The organism is Bacteroides reticulotermitis JCM 10512 (genome assembly GCF_000517545.1).
GTDB lineage: Bacteria > Bacteroidota > Bacteroidia > Bacteroidales > Bacteroidaceae > Bacteroides > Bacteroides reticulotermitis.
Window position 1 is genome coordinate 14,320 of the sequence record NZ_BAIV01000020.1, and the last position, 17,243, is coordinate 31,562.

Annotated in this window: 6 protein-coding genes and 3 pseudogenes; all 9 read left to right on the top strand. The window is 45.3% G+C overall.

Translation table 11 applies throughout. From position 1 onward, the window contains the following. Window position 1: 1 nt before the first annotated feature. The 9 genes and pseudogenes from JCM10512_RS12640 to JCM10512_RS12675 all read left to right on the top strand — a co-directional run bounded on the left by JCM10512_RS12640 (window position 2) and on the right by JCM10512_RS12675 (window position 17,229). Entirely contained in the window at window positions 2-1,753 is a 1,752-nt protein-coding gene (locus JCM10512_RS12640; RefSeq protein WP_148298390.1) for a RagB/SusD family nutrient uptake outer membrane protein, read from the top strand. Window positions 1,754-1,784: 31 nt separating this feature from the next. Beyond that, entirely contained in the window at window positions 1,785-2,813 is a 1,029-nt protein-coding gene (locus tag JCM10512_RS23955) for a right-handed parallel beta-helix repeat-containing protein (protein WP_244437169.1), read from the top strand. Next, window positions 2,810-3,379 (top strand): rhamnogalacturonan lyase domain-containing protein, encoded by a 570-nt coding sequence (locus JCM10512_RS23960; protein WP_244437171.1) that lies wholly within the window; start codon window positions 2,810-2,812, stop codon window positions 3,377-3,379. The genes JCM10512_RS23955 and JCM10512_RS23960 overlap by 4 nt, the downstream gene beginning before the upstream one ends. A 22-nt stretch (window positions 3,380-3,401) precedes the next feature. Beyond that, window positions 3,402-4,055 carry a hypothetical protein gene (locus JCM10512_RS12650; protein WP_044163570.1) on the top strand — a complete coding sequence of 218 codons (654 nt, stop codon included), beginning with the start codon at window positions 3,402-3,404 and terminating at the stop codon, window positions 4,053-4,055. A gap of 1,062 nt (window positions 4,056-5,117) precedes the next feature. Next, the gene (locus JCM10512_RS12655; protein WP_044163572.1) at window positions 5,118-8,435 is read left to right on the top strand and encodes an exo-rhamnogalacturonan lyase family protein; all 3,318 of its coding nucleotides are present in this window, start codon (window positions 5,118-5,120) and stop codon (window positions 8,433-8,435) included. A gap of 91 nt (window positions 8,436-8,526) precedes the next feature. Continuing rightward, window positions 8,527-11,492: pseudogene (locus tag JCM10512_RS12660) on the top strand (glycoside hydrolase family 2 protein). Window positions 11,493-11,498: 6 nt separating this feature from the next. Next, window positions 11,499-13,895, top strand: a complete 2,397-nt coding sequence (locus JCM10512_RS12665; RefSeq protein ID WP_044163574.1) for a glycosyl hydrolase 115 family protein — start codon at window positions 11,499-11,501, stop codon at window positions 13,893-13,895. 80 nt (window positions 13,896-13,975) lie between these two features. Beyond that, window positions 13,976-15,813, top strand: a pseudogene (locus tag JCM10512_RS12670) (rhamnogalacturonan lyase). A gap of 10 nt (window positions 15,814-15,823) precedes the next feature. Then, window positions 15,824-17,229, top strand: a pseudogene (locus JCM10512_RS12675) (glycoside hydrolase family 88/105 protein). The last annotated feature ends 14 nt before the right edge of the window (window positions 17,230-17,243 follow it).

Consider the following 17,243-nt stretch of genomic DNA (forward strand, 5'->3'; position numbering starts at 1 on the left):
TATGATGAAAGAATTTAAATATATCACTTTATGCTGTTGCATGCTAGCATGCAGCTCGTGCATAGATACGGAATTGGAGCAGGTAGTCGATCACAAAGATCACTATCAGACTATACCCGATGCTGACAATGCGATTATCGGCTTGTATGGTCAGTTTATGAAGCTTGCAGAACAAACGATTGTATTGAACGAATTGAGGGGTGATTTACTGGATGTGACAGTCAATTCTTCTACGGATCTGCAAGAAATCAACACGAACACGCCATCGTCGGGTAATAAGTATGTAGATCAGTCTAATTATTACAGTGTCATACAGAACTGTAATGATATCATGGAAGGTTTTGATACGATGTTGGCTAGCAACAAGATGACCAAAGACGAATATGCCGAACGTTATTCGGATGTAGCAGCATTGCGTTGTTGGACATACTTGCAACTTGGTATTCAGTTTGGGAAAGTGGCTTATGTTACCGATCCAGTGGTAACGGTGGATCAGGCTAAGCAGTTGGAAACATTGCCTAAAATAGGATTAGATGAGTTACTCCCTAGGTTGATTACTTGCATGGAGCAGCTCCCCTCACTGGAAGAGTATCAGAATTCTTCGCTGGTGAAATATAATCTGGATGGTTATTCTTTGCAGTACTTCTTCGTTAATAAACGTATTTTGTTAGGCGATCTCTATTTATGGAACAATGATTATATGCAAGCTGCTGTTACCTATCGCAAAGTTTTATCGGCAACAGAAGATGCTGATGCTGTAGGGAATTCTTTGAAATATCGTTGTGCGATTAATCCCATCACTTCATCGGCAGACCCGACGAGTTTTTTTATGATTGGTTATGAACGTTGGCACGAACAGGATATTAATAGTTACCACAATACATGGAAGAATTTATTCTCGCTTCCGATGACTGATCGCTATATGCCTAATGAAATGATTTGGACGATTAGCTATGACAAAGCTTATAAACCTTATTTTCCTTTGATTGACTTGTTTGCTAATACCGGACACGGAGAGTATCAGTTGAAACCTAGTATTCATGCTGTGAAAAACTTGTGGGAAGCACAAGAGCAGTCAAATGGGTTTCGTTATGATGCACGTGGGCGGGACGGATCGTTTAGTGTGGTGAATGGTGAGTATGTAGTACAGAAGTATTTGAATGATTATGACGCGTCGAAGCCTTATGAGAAGAGTGGACGGTGGTTCTTATACCGTGCATCTACAGTTATGCTTCGATTTGCTGAGGCTGCCAATCGCTGTGGTAAGCCCCTACTGGCTTATGCTCTGCTAAATCAGGGCATAGGGTCGACATTCGCTTGGGGAGACGATTATCAAGACTACAAAGTGCATAATGCAGTGAGTGGTTGGGGACCGGGACAACCTTACCCAGCGCCATTCTACTTCGATGCACGATATGTCGATGCTCCAACTTTTCGTGGCCCATGGCGTAATTTCGGTGGTGTTCGTGGGCGCGTTTACTTGAAGAGTAAAGAGTTTCCGGCAAATTGTGTGACTACCGGTGACTCTATCAGATACATGGAAAAAGAATTGATAGAGGAAGCAGCACTAGATTACGGATTTGAGGGACATCGCTGGGAAGATTTAATCCGCGTTTCTCGGCGTATGAATAAGGAAGGACGGGATGGCTCTGCTTACTTAAAAGGTATCTTGGAACCGAAATATTCGTTATCCGGTGAAGCTATGCCTGACTATTCGATAGAAAGTAAATGGTATTTGAATATAACTAAGTAGGCTTAATGTCTCTTGATGAAAAAAGAAAATTATGAAGAATATTACAAGAATAGGAACTTTACTTTTGGGACTGATTTTATCAGTCCCCTTGGTTGCACAGCAGATATATTATATGGACCCTGTAGGAAACGATAATAACCCGGGGACCAAAGATCGGCCTTTTGCCACTTTGGTGAAAGTACAGAGCGTGGTCAGTGCCGGCGATCGAGTTTATATTAATCCCGGGATATATAAAGTTCCCGCAAGTCAACCGGCGATGACCTATGATGGCAGCAATAATATTTATCATTGTGTTTTCCATATGAATAAAAGTGGGAAGATTGGTCAACCGATCTCTTACATGGCGAATCCGGATAAAACTGGTCGGCCGATATTCGATCTCTCTGAACTTAAACCCGCAGGTAAGCGTATTACCGTGTTTTTTGTAACCGGCTCGAATCTTTATTTCAAAGGATTTGATGTCATAGGTACACAAGTGACTATAACCGATCATACACAGTCGGAGTGTTTTCGTGTTGTCAAAGGAGCCAATGATAACAAATATGAAGATCTAAAACTTCATGATGGTATGGCTATTGGATTTTATCTGACAGGAGGAAATAATAACTATATCTTGAATTGTGATGCTTATAATAACTATGACTCTGTTTCTGAAGGCGGAAGTGGAGAAAACGTAGACGGTTTTGGTTGTCATATCAGTGAGCAAGGCAAAGGTACAGGCAATATATTCGAGGGGTGCCGGGCTTGGTATAACTGCGATGATGGCTTCGATTTGATTAATTGCTTTGATGCTGTGAAAATCATTAATTGTTGGTCTTTTTTTAATGGCTATAAACCTGGTGGTAAAATATCAGCAGGAAATGGAGCGGGATTTAAATCTGGAGGATTTGGTATGTCTGCCACCACAAAACCGAAAACACCGGCTGTAATTCCTCAGCATGAGGTGTATGGTTGTTTAGCCTACTACAACAAGTCTACAGGCTTTTATGCTAATCATCATCTAGGGGGATTAATTTCGAGAATAATACGGCTATCAATAGTGGCTATAACTTTCGTATGATGAACCGTAAAGACGCAACTACGCTTCCACCTGAAGATGTTAATGGCTATGGGCATATTCTGAAGAATAATCTTTCTGCACCTTTATCGAGAGGTAATAAGATGGACTGGCTGGATAGAGATAAAAGTGAGGCGGTGAATAATTCATTCGATACGGAAGAAAGTTTGAAAGAAACTGATTTTATTAGTTTAGATGAAACGGAGTTGACACGAGACCGTAAGGCAAACGGAAATTTGCCGGATATTAATTTCGGGAAATTGACTGCGGATGCCGAAGCACGCTTTTGGGGAATGGGATGCTTCACAACCGAACTAGGTAAACTGGACTTTCGCTGGTTGAAGAAACCTACAATTGTTGTGATAGGCAATAAGGCGAGTGTTTTCGGGCCAGGATCTGAATCATATACAAAAATGTATGTAATTGTAGATGGAAAGGAAGTGACAGGGTTACATAAAAGTTCGATTGATTTATCCGAGCTCAATGGCTTGTTAGAGTTGAAAGCTACCGGTGCTGAAGATACTGAAGGGAATGCCTCGAAAACGATTACATTAAAAATTAAAAGATAATCACAGACAAACTTTGAATAATATGAAGTATCTTAATAATTACATAGTATTTGCTGTTTTGATTTTGTCTCAACTTAGCCTTTTTACTTCTTGTAAAGACGAAAATACGGTTTCTGAATTAATCAGGCTTGATCGAACTGCTATTCAGATCAAGGAAGGTAGTGAAGATGTGTTGAAGATAGAGAGTGGGAGTGCCGGTTATCAGTTTGCTTTCTCTACAGAAGGTTATGCTACTGCAGAATATCGTGATAACGTTGTTCATATTCGCGGACTGAAATTTGGGAAAGTGGTTCTGACTATAACAGATTCCGAAGGTCATCGTGCAACCGTATATGTTGTTGTCGTGTCCAGTGTATTAAACTCGGATGCTCAACGGTTTGTCTGGGATGGTACAATTGAATTGAATAAAGCTAATGATTGGGGATTAACAGTACATGAGAATAGTGTCGCTGTTACGAATGCTATGGAGGGAAAGCAGTTTGTTTTATCGTGGGACGGCATCCTGTCAGTCGGCGTAAAAGAGAATGCCACTTTGCAAATTCTGAGTAGCAAAGAAGGTGTTGAAACGCAGAAAATAGAGTTGGCAGGCATGGAAATTCTGCAAATACAAGATAATCTTTGCTCCATTGTTTTCAGCACAGCCACACAAACCGGAGAAATTGTTTTCCAGAAATAGATAAATATATTGGGGTAAGACGCTAGATCTCTGCTTGCAGAATTATGTGTTGTGAGGATTGGTCCGGGAATGAAGTCGCTATAGACTTTGGCCCCGGACCGTTTTCGTGGTGCCATAATAGGTATATCTGGATCACTTGCAAAAATCTGGGGATGATCTCTCATTTTCCCTGAGTACTACTTAAATTTTGACTCTTTCTGCAAACTGTACAATGTCCGTGTACCTATTCTGCGTACCTAATTTCATCTTCGGGGCTTGGCAGAGGCACTTTGCACAATGATGCAATACGCTCATGACTAAATCACTTTTTCGCATATTGTTCAGTAGATCAGCTAATTGCAATGCGCCTTCTTTTTTGAAGTCACTTTATTCTAACGAGCGATAGTTATTGCTTATTTTCTTTAAAAACAGAGTTTCAATTCGTCAAATAAGTCCTTTCTTGAACCGTATTGTGCGGAACTATTCGTGGATTTAAGCAGTCTTTTTTCAGGTTTATTCCCTTCTATTTCCTGTTTCACATTATGTGCGACGCCTGTTCCACATTATGTGCAACAGCTGTTCCACAATAGTGAGTCGGCCGTTCCACATATGTGGGACAGGAAATGTAATGGACAAAAATGTCTTTAACTAGTTGTTTATTAGCATCTAAAAGGAGGTTTTTGCTAAGTACTCAGTCTTTGGAAATCGGTATTATCTATTGAATAGATCAGTCTGAAAAAGTAGACGCAATATATTATATTATCAATCAGCTGTTTATGGCAAAAAGTGATTATGACATGAAAGTGTTGTATCATTGTGCAACTCGCTTAAATTGCGTATTTTGCAGGTGATAAATGGATACTGATTGTTCTATTCTCAGAGAAATGCTCTCCATGCGACTGTTCTACCGCGAATCCCTGTTCTTGCGTATAATTACTTTTTATTAAGGAGAGCCACAGGATTTTTGGACAATTAAACAGGAATATGAACGATCGTCTATTTCTTTATTATCTTCCTTCCCATACATTTGTGGAAAGAAACAGGACTTCTATCTTGCAATAAGTAGAACTACTAATTAACGCCATGAAAAACATCGTAATTATTTTATGCTTGCTGGCATCTTTTACACTGAAAGCACAGGAAAAACAGAGTTCCGGTTTAAATGCTAAAGAGTTTCACAAATACTGGAAAGTGGAATCGGAGGCTGCTGACTATAAGGTGACTTTTTTAGGCGATACGGCCGAGATCGTTTCGCCAAAGGGACTGACTTTGTGGCGGAAAGAGAAGATGAGTGGACGAGTGACTATTGAATACGATGCTTGTGTGGTAGATGAGTCGGGAAGTGATCGCTTGAGTGATTTGAACTGTTTCTGGATGGCTTCGGATCCTAAATACCCTAATGACTTATGGAAGCGGGAGAAATGGCGCAACGGGATCTTCACGAATTGCTATTCGCTGCAACTCTACTACATGGGGTATGGAGGAAATCACAATACGACGACACGTTTTCGGCGGTATAACGGTGATGAGGCAGCTATTGCCGATCCGAAACTTAGGCCTGCGATCTTAAAAGAATATACGGATGCCGACCATTTGCTGAAAGCGAATCACTGGTACCACATCCGGATTACAAATGAAAATAATAGGGTTAGTTATTATATAGATGAGAAGCGTCTGGTGGACTTCCGCGATGCCGAACCGCTCAAAGAAGGCTGGTTCGGCTTTCGCACCACCTTATCGCGAACTCGTATTACCAATTTCAAGTATGAATGTACTCCATTGGCAGAATCTGCGGTTCCTTTACGTTGGGTTGGAGAAACACCGGCACAGGATAAAGCCGTTAGTTTTGGTGTCCCTTTTGATAAGGGACAAATCTTTCCGGAAAACGGTTTGCAGTTGAGCACAAATGAAGGCGAAATAGTCCCGATAGACACTTGGCCTCTAGCTTATTGGCCCGATGGCTCCTTGAAGTGGATCGGAGCAGCAGGCGTTATCCCTGCTGGCACAGAAAGCTTGAAGTTGAAAGAACTGGATAAGCATAAGAAAACTTGGCGGAAGAATGCAAACGCTGGCAGCGAAGGAGCTGTGAGCCTGTTGGAAACTTCTCAGGGTATACAAATAGAGACCGGTGTTATCTCCGCTTATATCTCCCGGCAGGGACAATTTCTTCTCGATAGCTTATTTTATAAAGGAACTAAAGTCGGCGAGAAGAGTCGATTGGTGTGCAATACACAAAGTGCCCCGATTCTTGAAAGTACGACTCAGATTTCCTTTGCTCATTATACCGGTTGGATACAATCGGCAGTTGTAGAGCGTATCGGCAAAGTTCGTGCTTTGGTAAAATTGACAGGCGTTCATCGGAGTGATGCGGGACGGGAATGGTTGCCATTCGTTGTCCGACTTTACTTTTATGCCGGTAGCGAACAGGTAAAAATGGTGCATAGTTTTGTGTATGATGGCGATCAGCACCAAGATTTCATTCGTGCATTAGGTGTTCGTTTCGATGTTCCGATGCGTGAAGCACTTTATAACCGTCATATTGCCTTCTCCGCAGCAGACGGAGGGGTGTGGAGCGAACCGGTGCAACCATTAGTGGGCCGGCGGGTGCTAACACTCGGACAACCGGAGAATGAGGAACATAAGCGAAATAGTAGCGAAGAGTCTTTACAGCGGAAACAGATGGCTGGTCAGCGTATTCCTTCTTATGAATCATTCGATAAAAAGAATCGGGAACTGATTGACCATTGGGCTTCTTGGAATGACTACCGCTTGACGCATCTTACGGCCGATGCCTTCTCCATTCGGAAGCGGGCGAATCATGATAATCCATGGATTGGTACATTCTCAGGAAAACGTTCCGAAGGATACGCTTTTGTAGGCGATGTTAGCGGAGGGTTGGGAGTTTGCTTACACGATTTTTGGCAGTCTTATCCTTCTGCATTGGAGATAGAAAATGCCCGTACCAATAGTGCTTCACTGACGGTTTGGCTGTGGAGTCCTGAGGCTGAGCCGATGGACTTGCGACATTATGATAATATAGCGCATGACTTGGATGCCAGTTATGAGGATGTGCAGGAGGGGCTGAGTACACCTTATGGGATTGCCCGTACAAGTACGCTTACCCTTTGGCCACAGGCTGCTTATCCGGGTAAAGCAGCGATAGCTGCCCAAGCTGCGAATGCTTCTGCGGTAGCACAGCTAATTTGCGAGCCGGAATACTTACATGCCAAACGTGCTTTCGGGGTCTGGAGTTTACCTGACCGAACCACTCCGCTTCGTTCGCAGATAGAAGATCGATTGGATGGAATGATTGATTTCTATCGCGATGCTATCGAACAGCATAAATGGTATGGCTTCTGGAATTATGGAGACGTGATGCACGCCTATGACCCGGTGCGCCATGAGTGGAAGTATGATGTCGGAGGTTTTGCTTGGGATAATACTGAATTGGCTTCCAATATGTGGCTTTGGTATAGTTTTCTGCGTACCGGAAGAGCGGACATCTGGCGGATGGCTGAGGCAATGACCCGGCATACCGGTGAGGTGGATGTTTATCACTTGGGACCCAATGCTCCTTTGGGAAGCCGCCATAATGTGAGTCATTGGGGATGTGGAGCTAAAGAAGCTCGTATCAGCCAAGCGGCTTGGAATCGCTTTTATTATTACCTGACTACCGACGAGCGGTGCGGTGATTTGATGGAGGAGGTGAAAGATGCCGAACAGAAATTGTATACATTGGATCCGATGCGACTTGCCGAACCTCGTGAACAGTTTCCTTGCACAGCTCCTACACGATTGCGGATCGGACCGGACTGGTTGGCGTATGCCGGAAACTGGATGACGGAATGGGAACGTACCCGCAATACGAATTATAGAGATAAAATAATAGCGGGAATGAGAAGTATTGCTTCCTTGCCGAACGGGTTATTCACAGGAAATAAAGCTTTAGGATTTGATCCTGCAACGGGAAGACTTAGTTACGAAGGTGATCCGACTTTGCAGAACACGAACCATCTGATGCCAATTATGGGTGGGTTTGAGGTTATGAATGAATTGCTGGAAATGATTGACCTTCCGGAATGGGAAACAGCTTGGCTGGACCATGCGTTGCGATATAAACAACAGGCTCGTGATATCAGTCGGAGTAATTTCCGCATATCTCGTTTGGAAGGATATGCGGCGTGGCGTTTGAATCGTCCTGATTTAGGAAAGGAGGCTTGGAATGATTTACTTTATCCGAGAAAGCAGGTGAGAGAATTTGCTCCGTTCGTTGTGAATAAAGTCCTTCCACCGGATGTTCCTGCTGCGATTAATGAAAGTCCGGGAGTGAGTACAAATGGAGTGGCAACCTGGGGGCTGGATGCAATTTATCTGTTGGAAGTCTGCCCGCCCGATGAATAAACGTTGGATTTTGCAGACATTTGTACAATAATACATGGAGGTTTAATTCCTGTTTACCTAATTTTGCCAAATACTGATATAATACCGAATTATGAAAAACCATCTTATTTTATCACTATTGATCTTACTTTTCCTCTGCCCTTTTCAGAGTCAGGCTAGAGACAAATATAACTTTAACCTAGATTGGCTTCTCCAAGTGGGAGATTTTCAGGGAGCGGAACATCCCTCTTATAAAGATAAGAACTGGAAACCTGTAAACTTACCCTATGCTTTTAATGAAGATGAAGCGTTTAAGCTTTCTATTGATCAGCTATCGGACACCATTGTTTGGTATCGGAAGCATTTTCGTTTGCCGAAAACAGATAAAGGACGGAAAGTCTTTGTCGAGTTTGAGGGAGTACGTCAGGGGGCAGATTTCTATCTGAATGGAAAGCATATCGGTATTCACGAGAATGGAGTTATGGCAGTAGGCTTTGATCTTACACCATATTTGAATTTCGGGCAAGAGAATGTACTTGCGGTACGCGTGGATAATAACTGGGACTATCGCGAACGTGCCACGCAGGCAAAGTATCAGTGGAGCAACCGTAACTTTAATGCCAACTATGGCGGAATTCCCAAGAACGTATGGTTGTATGTTACCGACAAAATATATCAAACTCTTCCGCTATATAGCAACCTAAAAACAACCGGGGTATACATCTATGCCGATGATATTCGGGTAAAGCAACGACAAGCGGTTATTCATGCCGAGTCGGAGATTCGAAATGAGTATACGAAAGCACGTGAAGTTGGTTACCGGGTAGAGGTGTATGACCGCGACAATAAGCTGGTTAGCACTTTTGAAGGAGATAAAACAACTGTTGCTCCGGGTGAAACTAAAGAAGTGAAGGCGGAAGCGACTGTCGAAGGCTTGCACTTCTGGAGCTGGGGATACGGTTATCTTTATACGGTTAAAACATCTCTTTGGGTCGATGGAAAGTGTATGGATGAAGTTAGTACCCGTACCGGATTTCGTAAAACGCGCTTTGCGGATGGTAAGATATGGCTGAACGAACGCGTGATCCAGATGAAAGGGTTTGCGCAACGCACCAGCAATGAATGGCCGGCAGTCGGAATATCGGTTCCTGCCTGGTTGAGTGACTATAGTAACGGCTTGATGGTGGAAGGCTGTGCCAACCTCGTGCGTTGGATGCATGTGACGCCTTGGAAACAGGATGTGGAGTCTTGTGACCGTGTAGGTTTGATACAAGCGATGCCGGCGGGTGACGCAGAAAAAGACCGGGAAGGGCGTCAATGGGAACAACGTACCGAGTTGATGCGTGATGCCATTATTTACAACCGGAACAATCCGAGTATCTTATTCTACGAATCGGGTAATGAATCGGTGAGCCGGGAGCATATGCTTGAGATGATCGCTATCAGAGACCAATATGATCCGCATGGTGGGCGGGCGATTGGCTCGCGTGAAATGCTGGATATTCTGGAAGCGGAATATGGAGGCGAGATGCTTTATATTAATAAAAGTGCCCGGCATCCGATGTGGGCGATGGAGTATTGCCGGGATGAAGGATTGCGTAAATACTGGGATGAGTACAGCTATCCGTTTCATAAAGAAGGAGCGGGTCCCCTTTACCGGAATGCGCCGGCAAGTGATTACAACCACAACCAAGATATGTTGGCAATCGAAAACATCCGTCGCTGGTATGACTATTGGCGTGAGCGTCCGGGTACAGGCAGACGGGTAAGTTCCGGTGGTACGAAAATCATCTTCTCAGATACGAATACTCACTTCCGTGGCGAAGAAAACTATCGCCGTAGTGGAGTAACGGATCCCATGCGAATTCCGAAAGATGCTTTCTTTGCGCATCAGGTGATGTGGGATGGTTGGGTTGATACGGAACAACCGCGTACTCATATTATTGGGCATTGGAATTACGATGCTTCCGTTGAGAAATCGGTCTATGTCGTTTCCAATGCGGACAAAGTCGAACTGCTGCTGAATGGGAAGTCACTGGGCTTTGGGCGTCAGGAATATCGTTTTCTATATACATTCGATAAGGTAAAGTTTGAAGAGGGTACATTGGAAGCGGTAAGTTATGATGTTGCAGGACGCGAATGCAGTCGGGCGAAATTAGAAACCGCCGGTAAGCCAGCGTCTCTACGACTCACATTGATGCAGGGACCGGCCGGATTGAAGGCCGATGGTGTCGACATGGTATTGGTGGAAGTAGAAGCGGTTGATTCTCGTGGACGTCGCTGTCCGTTGGCTAATGACCCGGTACAATTTGCCTTGGATGGTCCGGCTGAGTGGCGTGGAGGTATTGCTCAGGGCCCGGATAATTATATTCTTTCTCAAACATTGCCTGTAGAATGTGGCGTGAACCGGGTACTAATCCGTTCCAGTCGCATACCGGGCGATATTCGTTTGACAGCTTCCGCTCAAGGCATGAAACCGGCGGAACTTACGTTTACTTCTACTGCTGTTGACGTGCAGAATGGATTGAGTACATACATACCGGGTAATGAACTGGAAGGAAGTTTATTGAGAGGAGAAACTCCTGCTACTCCCTCTTATCAGGAGCGTGTGGTCGATGTGCCTATTGCTTCGGCAGAGACAGGAGTCAATCAAGAGTCGGCTGGCAATAGTTACGATGACAATGAATTGAGTGAATGGAGAAATGACGGTAAGTTGAGTACCGCTTGGATTACCTATCACTTGGGACGCTATGCGGTGGTAGATGAGATCTGCATCAAACTGACCGGTTGGCGGATGCGTAGCTATCCGTTGGATATCTATGCCGGCGACACGTTAATCTGGCGTGGTGATACGGATAAGAGCTTGGGCTACATTCATTTGAATGTAAAACCCGTACGGGCGAAAGAAATCACAATTCGCTTGAAAGGAGCGAACAGTGAAAATGATGCTTTCGGGCAGATTGTAGAAGTGGCGGCTCCCGTGGCCAATGAACTGGATATGTTTAAGGCGAAGGACGGAGATAAACCGCGCATGAACTGAGAATTGTAGAAGTTGAGTTTAAAGAAAAAATACAATAAATAGGTATGTGCAAAAGGTTCGTTGTTTGTGGGTTGTTTTCACTCGTAGCACAGGTTGGATGGGGGCAGAACGATAAAGCGTTCTGCCTGCAATCCGGTCGTCAGTTTGTGATTGCTTGTGATACGACTGTGGAAACTAAAGTCGTATCCAACGCTTTGCAGTTATTTGTACGCGATTGCCAAGCAGTAATGTCTGTAACACCTGCATATTCACCCCGTCAGGGAGATGTCTGGGTTGGAACAGTCGGAACAAGTCCTTTGATTGATCAACTGATTGCGGAGAATCTCGTATCTGTTTCCGAACTGAAAGGAAAGAAAGAGGCGTTTCAGGTCAGTGTATTACAGCGTGACAACAAACCTGTATTGGTCGTAGCCGGAAGTGATAAACGGGGAACGGCTTATGGTGTTATGGAGATCTCTCGATTGATGGGGGTATCTCCTTGGGAATGGTGGGCAGATGTAACCCCTTCTCCCTTACCCGCCTTTCGCCTCGAAGCCGGTTTTTCCACAACACAGTCTCCTACGGTAGAGTTTCGCGGAATCTTTATCAATGATGAAGACTGGGGGCTGATGCCTTGGAGTTCGCAGACGTACGAGCCAACGGGAGTCAAAGGACAGATCGGCCCCAAAACTCATCAACGCATTTTCGAATTGTTACTTCGCTTGCGTGCCAATACCTTTTGGCCGGCCATGCATGCTTGTTCCCGTCCGTTTTATTTCACTCCCGGTAATAAAGAGATGGCCGATCAGTATGGTATTTATATAGGCACCTCGCATTGTGAACCGATGATGCGCAACTCAAACGGTGAATGGTCGGTAGAAGGGCAAGGTGAATACGACTATGTAAACAACCGCGCATCGGTCCTACGTTTCTGGGAACAGCGGGTAGCTGACGTTGCGAAGGCGGATAACATCTACACACTGGGTATACGTGGTGTGCACGATGGAAAGATGCAAGGAGCTAAAACATTAGAGGAGCAAAAGACAGCATTGATCAATATACTGGAGGACCAGCGATTGTTGTTAGGGAAATATGTCAATCCGGATGCCGCTAAAGTTCCTCAGGTCTTCATTCCTTATAAAGAAGTCCTTGATGTTTATAATACCGGTTTGCAGGTTCCCGAAGATGTCACCCTCATGTGGTGTGACGATAACTACGGATATATTCGCCACTTCCCTACCGAGGTAGAACGGAATCGTAAAGGAGGAAACGGAGTCTATTATCATGTCTCTTACTGGGGAAGGCCGCATGATTATTTATGGTTGGGAACTACCCATCCTTCCTTGATTTATCAGCAAATGAGCAAGGCTTATGCAACGGGTATCCAGAAAATGTGGATATTAAATGTAGGTGATATTAAGCCGGCTGAATACCAAATCGAGTTATTTATGGACATGGCCTGGGACTTGAATAAAGTGGCTGTAGAAGGTGTAAACACCCATTTGGAAGGCTGGTTGAAGCGTGAGTTTGGCAATCAGGCAGGAGAAACACTCCTTCCGGTGATGAAAGAGCACTACCGACTGGCGTATATCCGTAAGCCGGAATTTATGGCGAATACCCGGACCGAAGAAAAAGATCCTTTGTACAAAGAAGTGCGTGATCTGCCTTGGAGCGAACAGGAGATAAGAGAACGCTTAAAGGCGTATAAATATTTATCAGATGAAGCAGAGCAAGTGGTGCTGGCGTTACCGCTTAATAAGCAAGATGCCTATTTTGAATTAGTTCAATATCCGGTGCAGGCTGCTGATCAGATGAATCGGAAACTACTGAACGCCCAATTGGCACGTCATGGTAAAGCCGCTTGGCGTGAAAGTGATGTTGCTTTTGACAGCATTGCTTCACTGACTCATCGGTATAACTCTCTCAAAGGGGGTAAATGGAATCGGATGATGGATGCTTCACCTCGTCGCCTACCTGTCTTTGATCGAGTGAAACCGCAGCAGATACAAGCAGGAGTACTAGCCGGTTACCGGAAGCCACTTCTTGTGTTGAATGGCACTGAGTCTGTTTCTTCTACAGGAAAACCGGTTATTTACGAAGGACTCGGTTATGGAGAGAAAGCAGCGTATATCGAAAAAGGAAGCAGCGTTACCTTTTCGTTGGATAAAATGCCGAAAGGCTCGATCGATATTGAACTTCGCTTATTGCCCAATCATCCGGTAAACGGAGAAACATTGCGTCTGGAGTTAACATGGGACGATACAAACAAGCAGGTAGTTGAATACCAGACTCAGGGTCGCAGCGAAGAGTGGAAGGAAAACGTCTTGCGTAATCAAGCGATCCGGACTTTAAGTTTTCCGATTGGAAACGCTCGCGGACACACGCTGCGCTTGAAAGCGTTAGACGATGGCGTGATACTTGATCAGATTTGGGTTTACCAAACCATCAAAAAAGGATCTTGAAGCTGCTGAGTAGATGTCTTAGCACTTCGGAGTAATGGAATGAACGATTAAACAAAACACTAGAAATAAAATATGTGAGCATGAAAAAATGGACTTTATTAATGGGTTTGCTCCTGGCTACTCTATCGTCAGCCGCCCAACCAAATTATGATTTCGATCGGTTGCAACGTGAACAGTTGGGACGTGGTGTAATCGCGGTGCGTCAAGACGCTTCGGCAGTAATTGTGTCTTGGCGTTATCTCTCTTCGGATTCAATGGACGAAAGTTTCGATGTTTATCGTGATGGTCAGAAATTGAATACACATCCTTTGCAAAACGAGACATTCTTTAAAGATAACTATACCGGTAGCACTGCCGCTCTTTATACCGTAAAGGCGATCAAAGGGCATACGGAAAGTAGTTACCAGTTGCCGGAAAATGCCCCCTTAGGTTATTTGAATATTCCTTTGGTGCGCCCGGAAAGCGGAGTAACTCCGGCAGGTGATGTTTATACCTATAGCCCGAACGATGCAAGCATCGGTGATGTGATGGAGATGGTGAATATGAGATAATCTTGAAGTGGGAGCCGTCGAATGCGCATGATAATGCACATGATGGATATACCGGCCCGGTTCTATTGGATTGCTATAAACTGAACGGACAACATCTATGGCGTATTAATCTGGGAAAGAATATACGTGCCGGGGCACACTATACCCAGTTTATGGTCTTTGACTTCGATGGCGACGGCCGTGCAGAGGTAGTGGTGAAAACAGGCGATGGTACAATTGATGGGATTGGAAAAGTAATCGGAGATGCTCGTGCGGATTATCGCGCGGATAATGGACGCATACTTTCAGGACCGGAGTATCTGACGATCTTTAACGGATTAACGGGAGCAGCGATGCAAACGGTTGACTATGTGCCTGAGAGAGGCGACCTCATGGGTTGGGGTGATACGCGTGCAAACCGTAGCGATCGCTTTTTGGCTTGCGTAGCTTACTTGGACGGAGTACATCCCAGTGTGGTGATGTGCCGTGGTTATTATACCCGTACGGTGTTGGCCGCTTACGATTGGGATGGAAAAGAACTCCGTCAGCGTTGGGTATTCGATAGCAATACACCCGGGAATGGCGGATATGCCGGACAAGGAAATCATAACCTGCGCGTGGGTGATGTGGATGGTGATGGTTGTGATGAAATCATATACGGACAATGTGCCATCGATCATGATGGTACAGGGCTTTATACAACCGGTATGGGACATGGAGATGCTATTCATATGACCCAATTTGATCCTACTCGTCCCGGGCTACAGATCTGGGGCTGTCACGAGAACCGTCGCGACGGTTCTACGTATCGAGATGCCGGTACGGGAGAAGTGCTCTTTCAGGTAAAGAGTGGGGAAGATGTAGGCCGTTGCATGGCAGCGGATATTGACCCGACTCATCCGGGGGTAGAGATGTGGTCATGGGCAACAGGAGGCGTTGTCGACATTAAAGGTGAAAAGGTGACCACTAAGATGCGCCGCTTCCCTACGAATATGGCTGTTTGGTGGGATGGAGATCTGCTCCGTGAGTTACTCGATCGGAATGTGGTAAGCAAATATGATTGGGAAGCCGGAGTTTGCCGGCAAATGACTGTTTTCGAAGGAGCTATCTCTAACAATGGAACCAAAGCTACCCCTTGTTTGCAAGGAGATATAATAGGTGACTGGCGTGAAGAGGTGTTGTTGCGTACGGAAGATAACTCAGCGTTGCGTCTGTATGTCACTACTATTCCGACCGAATACCGCTTTCACACCTTCCTCGAAGATCCGGTTTATCGTATCAGCATTGCGACACAGAATGTAGCTTACAACCAACCGACTCAGCCCGGGTTCTACTTCGGACCGGAACTGCGTGGACAAACATTCCGAGGATTTAAAATACCTAAATAAAAGAAAGATCATGAATTATCGCATCATTCCAATGGCTCTGCTACTAACGGTAATGGTTACTTTACCGGCAGGGGCGCAAAAGAAGAAAGCGTCATAAACGATTCCAATACTCCGTTGCATTTGTTGCAACCGGGCTATCAGGGAAAATATGGGGAGTTAACACCCGAACAAGTCAAGACAGATCTCGATCGTGTTCTCACGTATGTAGATCGTGAGACTCCCGCGCGGGTAGTGGACAAGCATACCGGTAAGGTGATTACTGATTATACGAAGTTGGATGTCAACTCTCAGTTGGAACGGGGAGCTTTTCGGTTGGCCAGCTACGAATGGGGCGTGACCTATTCTGCGATGATGGCAGCAACCGAAACCACAGGGGATTCGCGGTACATGGATTATGTGAATAACCGCTTTCGCTTCCTAGCCGAAGTAGCGCCGCATTTCAAGCGGGTGCTCGAAGAAAAAGGTGATACAGACCCACAGATGAAACAGATACTTACACCCGGTGCTTTGGATGATGCCGGTGCGGTGTGTGCAGCCATGATCAAGGCTTCTTTGAAAGATCGTACCCTCCCGGTACAAGCTGATTGAAAACTATTTCGACTTTATTGTGAACAAGGAATATCGGTTGGCCGACGGAACCTTTGCACGCAATCGTCCGCAGCTAAATACGTTGTGGTTGGATGATATGTTTATGGGTATTCCGGCTGTAGCGCAAATGAGCCTTTACGCAGATAAGGCGCAAGCGAAACACCAAGCGGAGGCTGTCAGACAATTCTTGCAGTTTGCCGAACGTATGTTTATCCCCGAGAAAGGACTCTACCGCCACGGATGGTAGAGAGCAGCTCCGATCATCCGGCTTTCTGTTGGGCACGGGCTAACGGATGGGCAATGCTGACTGCCTGCGAACTGTTGGATGTACTTCCGGAAAACTATCCGCAACGCGACAAGGTGATGGCCTACTTCCGGGCACATGTGCGGGGGGTAACTGCCTTGCAAAGCGGTGAGGGCCTATGGCATCAATTGCTCGACCGGAATGACTCCTACCTGGAGACATCGGCTACCGCTATCTACGTCTATTGTCTGGCGCATGCCATTTGTAAAGGTTGGATAGACCCGATCGCTTATGGCCCGGTGGCACAGTTAGGCTGGAATGCTGTATCTGGTAAAATCAATGCGGAAGGCCAAGTGGAAGGAACTTGTGTCGGTACAGGTATGGCGTTCGATCCGGCCTTCTATTACTATCGTCCGGTGAATGTGTATGCAGCTCATGGCTACGGACCGGTGATTTGGGCAGGTGCGGAAATGATTCGACTCTTGAAAACCCTTCATCCGAAAATGAACGATAGCGCTTTGCAATACTACACGACCAAGCAGGCTACGGCCGCTCCTATTTTCTCGGTACCTACCGCTGAATGATGCTGCTGATGAGT

What these genes read in the sequence shown, in the direction of transcription:
- JCM10512_RS12640 (WP_148298390.1), top strand. Translation starts at nt 2, where the DNA reads ATGATGAAAGAATTTAAATATATCACTTTATGCTGTTGCATGCTAGCA.
- JCM10512_RS23955 (WP_244437169.1), top strand. Translation starts at nt 1,785, where the DNA reads ATGAAGAATATTACAAGAATAGGAACTTTACTTTTGGGACTGATTTTA.
- JCM10512_RS23960 (WP_244437171.1), top strand. Translation starts at nt 2,810, where the DNA reads ATGATGAACCGTAAAGACGCAACTACGCTTCCACCTGAAGATGTTAAT.
- JCM10512_RS12650 (WP_044163570.1), top strand. Translation starts at nt 3,402, where the DNA reads ATGAAGTATCTTAATAATTACATAGTATTTGCTGTTTTGATTTTGTCT.
- JCM10512_RS12655 (WP_044163572.1), top strand. Translation starts at nt 5,118, where the DNA reads ATGAAAAACATCGTAATTATTTTATGCTTGCTGGCATCTTTTACACTG.
- JCM10512_RS12665 (WP_044163574.1), top strand. Translation starts at nt 11,499, where the DNA reads ATGTGCAAAAGGTTCGTTGTTTGTGGGTTGTTTTCACTCGTAGCACAG.